This window comes from Corallincola platygyrae (assembly GCF_039544265.1).
Classification (GTDB): Bacteria; Pseudomonadota; Gammaproteobacteria; order Enterobacterales; family Neiellaceae; genus Corallincola; species Corallincola platygyrae.
In genome coordinates, this window is record NZ_BAABLI010000011.1 from 22,565 (window position 1) to 35,755 (window position 13,191).

The 13,191-nt window shown below is 50.0% G+C and carries 9 protein-coding genes; 4 read left to right on the forward strand and 5 right to left on the reverse strand.

Annotation, left to right across the window (positions count from 1 at the left end; translation table 11 throughout):
* Nucleotides 1-3 precede the first annotated feature (3 nt).
* The 4 genes from thrA to ABEA14_RS09335 all read right to left on the reverse strand — a co-directional run bounded on the left by thrA (nucleotide 4) and on the right by ABEA14_RS09335 (nucleotide 5,232).
* On the reverse strand, nucleotides 4-2,469 hold the full coding sequence (gene thrA, locus ABEA14_RS09320) for a bifunctional aspartate kinase/homoserine dehydrogenase I (protein WP_345339686.1): 2,466 nt from the start codon (nucleotides 2,467-2,469) through the stop codon (nucleotides 4-6).
* 323 nt (nucleotides 2,470-2,792) lie between these two features.
* Nucleotides 2,793-3,536 carry an MBL fold metallo-hydrolase gene (locus ABEA14_RS09325; protein WP_345339687.1) on the reverse strand — a complete coding sequence of 248 codons (744 nt, stop codon included), beginning with the start codon at nucleotides 3,534-3,536 and terminating at the stop codon, nucleotides 2,793-2,795.
* A complete protein-coding gene (locus tag ABEA14_RS09330; RefSeq protein ID WP_345339688.1) occupies nucleotides 3,533-4,471 on the reverse strand; it encodes a glycosyltransferase family 2 protein in 939 nt (312 codons plus the stop codon). The genes ABEA14_RS09325 and ABEA14_RS09330 overlap by 4 nt, the downstream gene beginning before the upstream one ends.
* 32 nt (nucleotides 4,472-4,503) lie before the next feature.
* The gene (locus ABEA14_RS09335; RefSeq protein WP_345339689.1) at nucleotides 4,504-5,232 is read right to left on the reverse strand and encodes a tRNA/rRNA methyltransferase; all 729 of its coding nucleotides are present in this window, start codon (nucleotides 5,230-5,232) and stop codon (nucleotides 4,504-4,506) included.
* A 116-nt stretch (nucleotides 5,233-5,348) separates the two neighbouring features.
* On the opposite strand from ABEA14_RS09335, the gene aceK reads away from it, so the two are divergent.
* Nucleotides 5,349-7,067, forward strand: a complete 1,719-nt coding sequence (gene aceK / locus ABEA14_RS09340; protein ID WP_345339691.1) for a bifunctional isocitrate dehydrogenase kinase/phosphatase — start codon at nucleotides 5,349-5,351, stop codon at nucleotides 7,065-7,067.
* Nucleotides 7,068-7,242: 175 nt separating this feature from the next.
* On the forward strand, nucleotides 7,243-9,486 hold the full coding sequence (locus tag ABEA14_RS09345) for a hypothetical protein (RefSeq protein WP_345339692.1): 2,244 nt from the start codon (nucleotides 7,243-7,245) through the stop codon (nucleotides 9,484-9,486).
* 90 nt (nucleotides 9,487-9,576) lie between these two features.
* Here ABEA14_RS09345 and ABEA14_RS09350 read toward each other — a convergent pair whose 3' ends face one another.
* Complete coding sequence (locus tag ABEA14_RS09350) at nucleotides 9,577-11,589, reverse strand: methyl-accepting chemotaxis protein (protein ID WP_345339693.1); 2,013 nt, start codon at nucleotides 11,587-11,589, stop codon at nucleotides 9,577-9,579.
* A 179-nt stretch (nucleotides 11,590-11,768) separates the two neighbouring features.
* Between ABEA14_RS09350 and ABEA14_RS09355 the strand changes: the two genes are divergently transcribed.
* Together ABEA14_RS09355 and tesB are read left to right on the forward strand one after the other, a co-directional pair.
* The gene (locus ABEA14_RS09355; protein WP_345339694.1) at nucleotides 11,769-12,167 is read left to right on the forward strand and encodes a sirohydrochlorin chelatase; all 399 of its coding nucleotides are present in this window, start codon (nucleotides 11,769-11,771) and stop codon (nucleotides 12,165-12,167) included.
* A 45-nt stretch (nucleotides 12,168-12,212) separates the two neighbouring features.
* Complete coding sequence (gene tesB / locus ABEA14_RS09360) at nucleotides 12,213-13,082, forward strand: acyl-CoA thioesterase II (protein ID WP_345339696.1); 870 nt, start codon at nucleotides 12,213-12,215, stop codon at nucleotides 13,080-13,082.
* The last annotated feature ends 109 nt before the right edge of the window (nucleotides 13,083-13,191 follow it).

Consider the following 13,191-nt stretch of genomic DNA (forward strand, 5'->3'; position numbering starts at 1 on the left):
CGATTAATGCTCCTGTTTCCAAGGCAGAGTGCGCAGCAGATCAGAGAAGACACCTGCCGCTGTCACTGCAGCACCAGCACCGTAACCGCGCAGTACAAACGGTAGTGGCTGGTAGTACTCGCTGTAGAACGCCAGCGCGTTCTCACCATCTTTGATGGCAAACAACGGATGCTCTGGGCCAACCGCTTCAATACCACAACGACACTTGCCATCTTCATCAATGGTTCCAGCGTAGCGCAGCACCTTACCTTCATCTTTTAACTTAGCCAGCCAATCCGCAAAGAAAACGTCCGCTTCTTTGGTACGCGCCATAAAGGTATCCACATCACCACTTTGGTCGAACTCAGGTGGCAGTGCCGGTTGCACATAAATATCTTCAAGATCCAGAGCCAAGCCCACTTCACGGGCCAGGATCAGCAACTTACGGGCAACGTCAGTCCCTGACAGGTCGTCACGAGGATCCGGCTCAGTAAAGCCATTCTCACGGGCGATGGCAGTGGCTTCAGAAAACGCCATACCATCATCCAGCTTGCCGAAGATATAGGAGAGCGAGCCTGACAAAATACCGCCAAAGCTCAGCAGACGGTCACCTGCGTTTAACAAGCCTTTGAGGTTGTCGATGACCGGCAGGCCAGCGCCCACGTTGGTGTCATACAGGAACTGGCGTTTGTTCACCAACGCCGCCTGACGCAACGCACGGTAGTAACCCATATCGCCTGTGTTGGCTTTTTTGTTTGCCGTCACTACGTGGAAACCCGCATTCAGGTAATTCAGGTAATCATCTGACAAACTCTGGCTACTGGTGCAGTCAACCAGCACCGGATTATTCAGGTTGTTCTCTTTAATAAAACGTTGCAGCTGCTCTAGGGTAAATGGCACCTTGGCTTGCTCTGCGACCGCCTGTTCCCAGCTATCCAATGCCAGACCATCAGCCGCCAACGTCAGGCCCTTGCTGTTGGCAATGCCGCATACACGTAACCCGATGTTTTGCTGACGCAGACGCTCCTGCTGACGTTGCACCTGGTTCAACAGTTCGCCGCCGACAGTGCCGCAACCAACCAGGAAGGCATCGATGTAATGCAGCGTGTCGAAGAAGTTTTCGTGACAGGCGCGGATGGCGTGACTGCAGCGCTCTTCGTTAATAACGGCTGAAACAGAGCGCTCAGAAGAGCCCTGTGCAATCGCCGCAACATTCACATTGGCCTGAGCCAGTGCGCGGAAGAACTTCGCTGCCACACCGCTGTATTTCTTCATATCGTCGCCAACCAGCGACACAATCGCCAGACCGTCGAGCATGTCGATGGGGTCCAGCAGCTTGTTTTGTAGTTCGAGATCGAACTCTTCCTGCAACGCCGCTCTCGCCTGCTCGGCGTCACTGCTGTGGATACAGAAGCTGATGCTGTACTCAGAGGAAGACTGGGTGATAAGCGTGATGGAAACACCTGCGCGGGAGATGGTCGCAAACACACGTGCCGCCATGCCCACCATACCTTTCATGCCTGGACCAGAAACACTCACCATGGTCATGCCACTGAGGTTTGAAATCGCCTTCACTTCAAGACCGCTGTCATCGGTGTGAGCACCGATAAGAGTACCTTCCGCGGCTGGATTGTGGGTGTTCTTGATCAGGCAAGGGATATGGAACTGCGCAATAGGGGCGATGGTTTTTGGGTGGAGAACTTTGGCACCAAAATAAGAAAGCTCCATCGCTTCCTGGTAACTCAAACTCTTGAGAAGTTTGGCATCAGGCACCAGGCGCGGGTCACAGCTGTAGACGCCGTCTACGTCTGTCCAGATCTCACAGCAACTCGCTTTCAGACACGCGGCCAATACTGCCGCTGAGTAATCTGAGCCATTACGGCCCAGCGTCACGATTTCGCCGTTGTCATTACCTGCGGTAAAACCAGGCATCACCAGCACAGCGTCAGAAGGCAGGGTCTTGCGCTCAAAACGCTCGGTCGATTTTTCGATATCCACCAGAGAAGAAAGGTAGTCGCCGACACCGACAAATTGCTGCACTGGATCTATCGCTTCCGCTGACAAGCCCTGGGCTTTAAGCAGCTCAATCATAGTGGCGACACTCAGGCGCTCACCTTTGACCAGAATTTGCGCCTGGATATTGTCGGGGCACTGTTTGAGCAGGCTGACACCGTGCAACAGCTCTTTCATCTGCCCCATCTCCTGATGCAGCAACTGCAGTAGTTTGTCAGCGCCCAGGCTAGCGTGCTCACTTTTGAGGGTGTTAATCAGGGTGGTAAAGGTGTTTTCAATGCACTCAATATGAGATTTGGCATCCAAGCCGCGGGAAGTGCTATCAACCGCTGCTACCAATGAATTTGTGACACCTGATGGTGCTGACAGCACCAATGCGACCTGCTCTGACTTGAACTTGTCGGCGACAATCGCAGCCACTTGCTGGAAGCGACTGGCGGTTGCCAGCGATGTGCCACCAAACTTAAGTACTCGCATCTCCTACCTCGCCCTTACATTCCTAAAAATAAAAAGCCCGCGACCTTTTGGGTCCCGGGCTGTGATTCTGTCGTTTGTGCGCAAAAACTCAGCCCGCCTCCCTTAGGGTACGGGTAATGGTCATAATAATGGTGTTGCGCACGGTTGCGTTCATTGCAGTTTTAAATGCTCTCGCAAAATGATGAGACTGTGTTTTACCAGAAAACCACACAACATAAAAGTCAATAGCGTGATAAAAATTGTCTGAACTGACCAGTGTTCATAAAAAATGACGCCCGTCAGCCAAAACCAACAGTTTTGCCACGAAATCTGTACACAGCCCACTAGGTGGGCTGGGCTAAAACAGGCAGCTCGAAGGTTTCACCCGCTTTCACCACCTTAAACCCTTCAGCGGCCATACCCGCAGCGTCCTTCTCACTGGTGTAGTGATAAAGGTGCAGCTGATGCCAGATCCGAGCGTCGTACTCGCGCTTTAAGTCCTCGACACCACTATGGGAAGGGTTCGCGATCAGGCCGGCATCATGGAAGATAGGTTCACCTTGTGCCGCTAAATGATGCAACACTTCGGGGATGGGTCGGGTATCTGCGGTAAAGAAGAACCGCCCCGGTAACGAAAGGCTGAAACTAAAGTCAGGTTGATGATGCCGTGCCGGGGTTACTCTGAAGTTCAGTCCTGAGAGCCAGAAGCCCGACTTGACTGCCACTAGCTGAAGCACCTGCCAAAAGTTGGCCCCACCTTCCGCCAGCTGTGCCGGATGATTGTCAAACATATCCGTTAATCGAGGCACCAGGGGGGCAGGCACGTAGATTTTGGGGGCAGGTTTGTCATTGAAGCAGGCGGCAATAAATAGCTTTTCCAAGTCTGCGACATGGTCCATATGGGGGTGACTGATATAAACCGCGTCGGGTAGCTGACCATATCTAGCCTTGTAAGCACCCAAAACGCCGGGACCACAATCTATTAAAAGCTTCGGCTGTCGCTCCTGCTCCAGAACGAAACTGGAGGGCAGTAATTCGGTTGCGCCCGCACTACCCGCGCCAAGGACATGAATCGCTAACTCACTCATTCCACACTTTCCTTTTGCTCATCAGCTTGCTTATCAGCTTGCTTATCAGCATTGGAGCAACATTTTTCCCAATCACCATTAGCCAGGCGATCCTGCAGAACAAAATGCTGATAACTGCCATCGAAGCCGGCTTTTAGTGCCACATCGTAGTCCAGGTTAATCTGCTTTTTCCGTATCAGCATCTGTTCGACTTTTTCAAGATAACGTAACGACTCAAAGCCCATTCCATCGTTTCTGATCCGCGCAAGGCAGTGCTGATAACTATTATCCGCCCGGCTTGCTGCATCATCACTATGGCAGATAGATTGCGTGTTCACTCGGTACTCATGCAGCGGCGCTCCCCACAACACACAACGATCGGCTTGCTCCATGGCACGCAGGTTAAACAGCGTGTCCTCTCCCAATATCACATCCGGTGACCAGCCTTGTTTTACGCAATCCCGCCGAAACAAGAAAACGCACGGTGTCGTTGTCTGCAAATACTCATCTAACGGCAGAGTGCGGTAACCGTCGAATAGCGGAAAAAGGTCCGCCATCGGCTGGTTGTCTGTTTCATCTACGACTCTGACATTGTCACCCGCAACGCCGTACTTCAGTGCCAGCGGCACCAAGGTCGACAGCCGAGAGGGATAAAAAAGGTCATCTGCATCCAGTGGCGCAATAATCTGACCAGCGGCGAGTTCCAGTGCCAGATTTCGCGTGCGATTTGGCCCGGTACCAATCCCTTCAGATCGAATAAAGTGGATACGAGGGTCATCGATACCGGCATCTGACAATAACGCCTGATAGTCATGACCATCATCCATAATGATCCACTGTTCCCAATGGGGATAGTCTTGCCCAAGCAGGCTTTTTACCGCTCGCACTAATGTCTGTTCACCTCGGTAAACCGGTGTAATCACTGAGACAAGCGGTGTATCGGCATCAGCAGTCATCGAATTCCCTTCTTCCCTTATCCTAGTGCCAACTATGGTTTATTTAATGCGGATTCAATATTGCTCAATAGCGTATGAAGCATGCGAATATCCCGCCCTTCGATCAAACCCAATCTGTCCTGTAGCCACTCCGAAAGCTTGGCATCGTCGTCATTACCCAAGCGGTTTTGTAACTGCGCCAGGCGTTGTTTCAATGCTAACCATTGTCCCTGCTCTTGAGGATCTTCAGCCGTTGATGACCGCGACAAATCGACAGAATCTAGTTCAGCAGTATTCGACAATGAGGCCAAAGGCGCCAGGGCAAAGGCATACACCATGGCCGCCTGTGCTAAATTCAGCGAGGGCTGGGGTTGAGCCAGAGGAATACAACTCAGCAGATCAGCCTGATCTATCAGCTCATTAGGCAGGCCTGATTCTTCACAGCCAAACAGAATAGCCACACGACCCAACTGTTCCGACTTCGCGGCTAGTTGCTGCTGTACCTGTTGTGGCTCCCAGTAGTCGCGCACACAGCCACGGCGCCTCGCTGTAGTAGCAACCACAAGATCGCAGTCACTCAACGCTTGCTCTGCCGACTCATAATGAGTGGCCTCAGCTAGTAACTCCTGAGCGCCATGAGCGACCCAATGCGCTTCTTCATCCAAATGCGCCTCACTGGCAACGATACGCAACTGAGCAAAACCTTGGGTTTTCATCGCCCTTGCTACCGCACCCACGTTTGCCGGGCGCGATGGCGCAACCAGTATAAAAACAACGTCCATCGATTATCCTTAAATACTCACGCGAATATTCTGCCCGCTCCCGCTGGCTTGCGCCAGTCAACACTCTGTGTCTACACTTGTTTTAATGACAACTGGTCATACCACAAGGCGTAGTCATGTCTCTTCCCGATACTATCGCGGCACAAATTTTTGAGGGCTTTAATAAGTGCTATGACCGTTTTCTCAGTATTACCCGAGATTCTGGGCAGCGTTTTGTCGATGCAGACTGGATGGGGGTTCAGGTTGCTTCAAGAGAAAGGCTTCAAATCTATGATGGCCGCGTATCGCAACTGATCAACAAGCTCAAAAAACAGAGCGAGTGTCTTGAAGTCGAGCTTTGGCGGGCAATCAAAGACAGCTATATAAAACAGACCAAAGATAGCCCTTGCCGGGAGTTGGCTGAGAGCTTTTATAACTCAACTTACGGCAAGATGTTTCACCACCAATTTCTCACCCCTCCTCACGCGTTTGTGTGGGCTGGGGGGGCACCACCTGAAAAAGATCCCCCCTTACACCACTATCGCTTGGTTGGACTACCTCTGCCCACCATTGCAAATCAGATCCTGGAAGCCAGTGGCTTCCTACCCCACTGGAAAGACAAATACACTGATATAGAGCAACTCGCTGCGGTCCTCAGAAAGCAGCTTGAGCGGTTCCCTAGCACGCCCACCTTGGAGATATTGCAGCCGGTATTCTTCCGCAATAAAGGGGCATATATGGTGGGTCGCCTGTTCAGTGAGCATATCAATCACCCATTTGTCATTGCTTTGGTCAATCGCGAGGGAGAAGGGATTCAGGTAGATGCAGTCCTGACAGAGAGAGACCAGGTCAGCATCCTTTTTGGCTTTGCCCGTAGCTACTTTATGGTAGATATCCCTGCGCCCTCATGTGTCATTGCGTTTCTTCGTCATCTGTTACCTCATAAGAGTGATGCTGAGTTATACAGCGCGATAGGGTGTCTGAAACATGGCAAGACCCAGTTCTACAGACACTACCTGCATCACCTAGAACACAGCACAGATCAGTTCGATATCGCTCCAGGCATCCCCGGTTTGGTGATGAGTGTGTTTACCCTGCCCTCGTTTGATGTTGTTTTTAAAGTGATCCGCGATAAATTTGGTCCGAGCAAAGGCATGAGCCGGAAGCAAGTCAAAGCCAAGTATCGCTTAGTTAAACAGCATGACCGCGTCGGCCGGATGGCAGATACTCAAGATTTTGCTAATTTTCGCATTCCCAAAAAACGCATGAGCAATGCTTTACTTGAGGAGCTTCGCACCAGCGCAAAAGACAGCTTGGTTGAGACTCACGACCTAGTGATTATCAAACATCTTTATATTGAACGGCGTATGGTGCCGCTGAACCTGTTTTTGGAACAGGCCAGTCAGCCACAATCTGAGGCTGCACTCGTCGATTATGGTTGGGCTATCAGAGAAATGGCTGCTGCCAACATATTTCCAGGTGATTTACTGTTAAAAAATTTTGGCGTAACTCGCCACGGTAGAGTCATTTTCTACGACTACGACGAAGTGGTTTATCTGGTTGATTGTAATTTCAGGCAGATCCCAGAGCCACTTTATCCCGAGCAAGAGATGCAGGCCGAGCCATGGTACTCAGTGGCCGAGAACGATATTTTTCCGGAAGAGTTTGCAACCTTTGTAACACCCCACCTTCATCATCGAAAGGTACTGCAAAAATACCACCCGGAACTGTTTGATGCGGGCTGGTGGAGCAAGATGCAAACCCGCTCACTGCTGGGGCACTTTGAAGAATTTTATCCCTACCCTCCAGAAGTCTGCTTTGTAAATCACAAAGGCGGGCATCACTGCGGCGAATAGCGCGCCGATCTATTGCATTCAGCCGTGCTCAGGTGGATGATGTCGAACACGGCTGACAGCAGTTATTCTGGCCTCTAAATTTTAATTTTTGCTTATACCAATCCGAATAAGAATATGAGCTACCAGCGGGAACCATATATCTATGCGGATCGGTATTATCTAAAGGATTAGTGGGATGAGCCCCATCGCGCCAAATATTATTCTTTTTTACGACCATGAAGCCCTGGCCGTGATTGCTGACGATGTTGAACGTCACTTCAATGACAGTCCACTTTTTCATGGCGGATTTCGATTATCTCGTTTGGATAATAAGGGACAGGGAAAAGCCAGCTTAGCGGATATCAAAGACGCGGCCATGTTCCTGTTGGTCGGTATTGACCGAGCCCCAGATCAGGACGTCACACCCAAAAAACGTTCACTGACGGAGTCCGCGCTTTACCAACATTTAAGTGCAGGCGGCAAACATTTGGTGGTGCCGGTAATAGACGTTCGCTTGCGATCTAAGTCTGCCGACCATGATACTCAACCAGACACAAGCATCGGTCAGGGCCCCCACTACCATCTTCGTCCTCTGGTACGCTCTGCACACACTGGCAGCGAAATCATCACCGAACTGGAGCAGATACTTGGCCGTCACCTTGATAGCCAGGAAACAAATCAAACTAGCCACAGTCTGCTCGATATCGTGGGATATACCCCGGACAGTGAGTCTCACGATCCAGTTATCAGCCAACAGTTAGACGTTATCTTCGGTCGTTCACCAGATCCTGCGGATGATCAATTGCTGCATGCCTCCAGCGATGGCGCAAATTTGAAGCTGAATTTACGCTGGGCAATGCGTAATCTTGGATTTGGCCACAGAAAAGGGGCCATCGCCAATTTGCGCCGCGTAGTGGATTTGGATGACGGCCATGTCACTGCCAATTTCTGGTTGTCACGCCTATTGAGTGAAAGCAACAGAGATCCTGGCCTGCTTGATGAAGCAGAAACCCGCTCACGATTGCTGTTGCAACAGTTGGAACAGTTCCATCATGATTTTCATTTATTGCGCAGCCTCGGCCTGTTGCATCAATCCAAAGCCAGCTTCAACCTGCACAAACATGACGAATGCCATCGCCAACTGAAACAGGCGATGAAATTAGACCAAAATCGTGATGTCTTATCTGAAACAGTCAAACGAACGCTGCAAAAGATCATCAGGGATGGCGATATTCGGCTCAACCACAACGACGACCAGGTAGAGTTGGCTGTCGATGCACTCAAAACACTGTTTGTTCAGGACCATGGTTACTATTACAGAACCGTCAGAGCACTGAGCGAAAACTTCAGCCCTGAACTGGTAAGCCAACTTACCCGCCAACTCGATATTCGCCTGCAAAAAGAGGTCACACCTCTGTTCCGAAGCGAAGGCAAAGTTACGCTATTTTGCACCGACGAACTAAACCGGCCAATGCTTGCGGCAAGAGAGCCCAAACCATTACCAAGCTGGCAGCAATACGAACTGTGTCGCGACAGTGCAAAAAACCAGTTAGCCCAATTGCAGCAAGTCGCCCGGCACCAGCAGAGTCAGTGGCAACAATTGAAATCAGACGAGCAGCGTCTCAAGCTGGAAACTCAGCAAGCTAAAACGCTGCCTGCAACTATAGAGCTAGCGATTAATGAGATGAAACAAACTCAGCAGTCGCTCTCGTCGATGCGCCTGGCAACCATAAGTTGTATTGCATTGGCGGTGGTTTCAATAACCTTGTTCTGGCTTCCAAAGTTTTCCACGCAACTTGCCAGTATTCCTTTCATCATCTGCTTTATCTTGAGCGCGCTATTTGCGATCCAATGGCAAAGGCAAAGGGACAGAAAGCGAGCCAACGAAAAAGCATTACGCAAAGCCGTAGATAGTTTGTCTACCCAGTTGGAAGCGGAGACCCCCTCCAATCTTTCAACTGATGGTCTTTTCCAGCGGTATGACTTCCTTGCCAGCCAATTGCGCGAGCATGTCGAAGAGGAAACCAAAGAGTGCCACGAGCGGCGCCAGGACCTGCACCAACGCACAAGCCAGTTCATGTTACTTGCGGACGGTTTTGAGGCGGCAGTCGATATTTGTTATGGCAAATTCAACCCATTTACAACCAGCGGCATTGTGCAATGGCAACCATTGAGTTTGATTGCTGATCCCTGCTTGATGCCACCAGATCTGCAGGCTGACCGAGATAGCGTTGATCAACGCAGTGCCGGATTAGCACACTTGGGCGAGGATGGCCACATCAGCCGTTGGGCGGTCTATTTCGAAGCCCCCATAGACGAGTCTCGCTGGACACGCTTACAAAGCGAAGAGCGCGCGTCAGTATCACCCTCGTTACGACCAATTATTTTACCCAGCGTAGACAACATCATTAACTTCAAAGCAAAGGAAGAAACTCATTAAACTCTGCATTGATTGATGATGTAAACTCGCAATCGAAACCAAAAAGCCAGCCCTATGGGCTGGCTTTTTTAGTCTTACAACCGATTCACACTAAACTGAGAATCGGCTCAATAGCGCGTCCTGCTCAGTCGCCATGTTGTTAAGTTCTTCTGTGGTTGCGGCAATCTTTTCAATCTCTTCAAAGTTCTCGTGAGAGACTTCAGACACCACATTCACATTTCGGGTGATCTCTTCCGCAGCAATCTGCTGCTGGCTGGCTGCTTCACTGATTAGGTTCGCCATATCACGGACAGAGGTCATGCTGGCCTGAATCTGCTCCATCGAGTGGCCCGCCTGTTCTATATGCTCACGGGTGTTATTCATCTCTCCAACACTGGTCGCCATCGTCGATACCGCTTCCTTACTCTGGCGCTGGAGTTGACCAATAATGTTCTGGATCTCTTCGGTAGATGATGCTGTTTGGCTGGCTAACTGCCTAACCTCATCAGCAACCACCGCAAAGCCCCTGCCCTGCTCACCTGCTCGGGCTGCTTCGATTGCCGCGTTCAATGCCAACAGGTTGGTCTTATCTGCAATATCTGTAATCACCTCAACAATCTTATTAATTTCACGGCTTAGATTGTCCACTTCCTGAATAACTTCGTTTGACTCATCCAATCGCTGAGAAAGGTTTTCCAGAATAGCGATGCTGTCAGTCATAACGCCACTGCCGCTTTGTGCTTCGCTCTCTACTTCCAGAGTTCGCTCTCGACTGGCGTCAGTATTTCGTGCAATTTCAGCTACGGCGCTTTCCATTTCGGTAATTGCCGCCGCAACCCCTTGCACTTCAGCATTCTGACGCTCAAGGGCACTTCGAGTTCGTAATGTTGTATCGCTGTTATCAGACGCCACTTGCGTTAGGCGGGCCGAAGAGTCGCGCAAGCGTGCAATCACTTCGTTCATGTTATCGATCAGTTTATTGACCCAATCGGCAACCTGAGAGAACTCATCGCCACCTTTATGTTGGATACGCTCTCGGAAGTCACCGGAGGCCATCAAATCTAAGACGTGCATCACTTTCTGCAGCGGCCCACGGATTGCCTGTCCCATAAACCAAGCCACCACAACGGCGATGGCAATGGCACCAATTAGGGTAATCAAAGTAAGTGTGGTCGTGGTCGAGACCGCGGAAGTGGCAGCCTCTTCCGCAGACAGAGTTCTCTCACCGCTGTAAGAAACCACTTGATCATATAACTGGAGATCGCCGGTAAGTTCGTCGGCCATCACATCCAGCTGCTGATCGATAAGCTTGGAGCGTTCAACGTTGGCGATATGTCTAGCAATAATGCCATTAGGGTCATTAACGTTGAAAAACAGCTGATCCATGCCCTCTTTCACATCTGAGTTACCTGAGAGGTCAGGCACTTCATCGATAATCGAAACGTAGTAATCATCCAACGTGACAGCGTTAACTTTGATGCGCTCCAACATCTCGTTCATTTTGGCAATGTCATCGCTGACCAACAGATTGGTGGTAATGAACTCCATCAACTCCAGCGTAGAATTGAAAGTATCAAGTAGCCCCTGAATATAACCATCATACGCGGCCATACTGGCACTTCCCGAATTGATCGCTTTTTTACCGACCGAAGTTTTGAATAGGAAGGTACTGCGTTCTTCCGCAATTTGATTACTTTCCGTCAATACCCTGTTACGGTTATCCCTAATCATTTCAACGCCTTGCAGGTAGGTGTCTAACCGAGCCCTGAGCGCGTTAATTTGATCTGCTACCTGAGAATGTGCGTACAGTTCAGCGTGACTCGATAACTTGTCCAGATTGGCGCTGTAAGCATCAGCTTCAACCTGTATCGCTTCGATCGTCGCGGTCAGGTCGTCAGTTGACGTGCTTATTGCCGCATTGTTGGCCAAACGATTCAGATCCAGCACATGGATCTTAGCGCGATTAGCTTCAGCCGAAAGTATGTTTGCATCCGCTGTGACTGAGGAAAAGCTCGACTTCACGCTCCCTAGTTGGAGGAAAGTGATACCCCCAGCAATGGCAAACATAAGTACCAAAACAGCAAAAGCTAGATAGATACGATGCACTATGGACAATTTATTCATGTTTTTACTCGGGCAATTTGAGCCAATACAGCTCATTGAAATAACACGGTGCTAAACAACATCCATTTACTGCACACTATTTTGTTAACTATTATCGACAGTTATACCCAAGAGTTTAGACGTTTCCTTATAACCTGCAGGTATGACTTCATATAAAAAAAGAAGATTAGAATTCTGTTATGTCGAACACTTCAAAAAACGCACTTTTATTGGTTGCACATGGCAGCCGAAGGCAGGCCTCAAATGATGAGGTTTCAGCGCTTGCCAACTTGCTTTCCAGCCAGGGCGTTTACGCTTTTTGCGAGTCAGCATTTTTAGAATTGGCCAAACCATCAATAGGTGAAGGATTCGAGGCATTGGTTGCTCAGGGAGCAACACACATAGATGTGGTTCCCTACTTTTTGGCAGCGGGGCGACATGTGGTCGAAGATATCCCTGAAGAAGTAGCAGAGTGCCAAAAGGCACACCCACATATTCAGGTAAGATTGGCCCCTCACCTGGCTGAATTACAGACAAAAATGGCAGAACTGGTGTTCAATCTGGCGGAACAGGCGAAACCCATTGGCCCTGAAGCTTAACTTCTCGCTAAAATAGCAGGTATGACCAGATAGCCAAGGATCACCATGACCCAAGTTCTCGATCAATTAACTCAGTTACTTACATTAGAAGAGATAGAAGCTGGCCTTTACCGTGGTCAGAGCCAGGACCTGGGATTTCCGCAGGTGTTTGGTGGCCAGGTCATCGGTCAGGCGTTGGCTGCGGCTAAACAAACGGTTGATGTATCAAGGAGAGTTCACAGCTTCCATAGCTACTTTCTCCTGCCGGGTGATGCTAACAGGCCCATCGTTTACGACGTTGAAGTTATCCGTGATGGGCGAAGCTACAGCACCCGTAGAATTAAAGCGATTCAATACGGTAAACCGATTTTCTATATGACTGCGAGCTTCCACCAGGAAGAGCCGGGCTTTGATCATCAGGCAGAGATGCCAAATGTGGCAGCACCAGAGAAGCTGGAATCACAACAAGAGTTCGCCCAACGTCATTTGCACCTGCTACCGGAAGCAATTCGAGACCGTTATGCCTGTGAAATGCCGATCGAAATGCGCAGTGCGACACCATTTAACCCACTGCAACCGGAAAAAATGGAAGCGGTGCGCGATGTCTGGTTCCGAGCTAATGGCAAACTCGCAGACGATCCAAGGATCCACATGTACCTGCTTGCCTATGCCAGTGACTTCAACTTCCTGCCTACAGCTGCACAACCACACGGTGTCAGCTTTATGCAACCCAATATACAGATGGCAACGATAGATCACTCCATGTGGTTCCATCGTGATTTTCGAATGGATGATTGGCTACTCTACCACGTAGACAGCCCATCCAGTGGCGGTGGCAGAGCAGTTGTCCGAGGCCAATTCTTTGACCGCCAGGGGCGTTTAGTGGCATCGACCATGCAAGAAGGCGTATTCAGAGATAAACAGAATCGGAAGTAAGCCCAAAAATCCGCGGGATTTTAATCACATACCGATACATTTATTTGACATACATCACACTTAATTCTAGCATGCGCGCTCATTTACAATTTTGTTACAAGGAAATGTA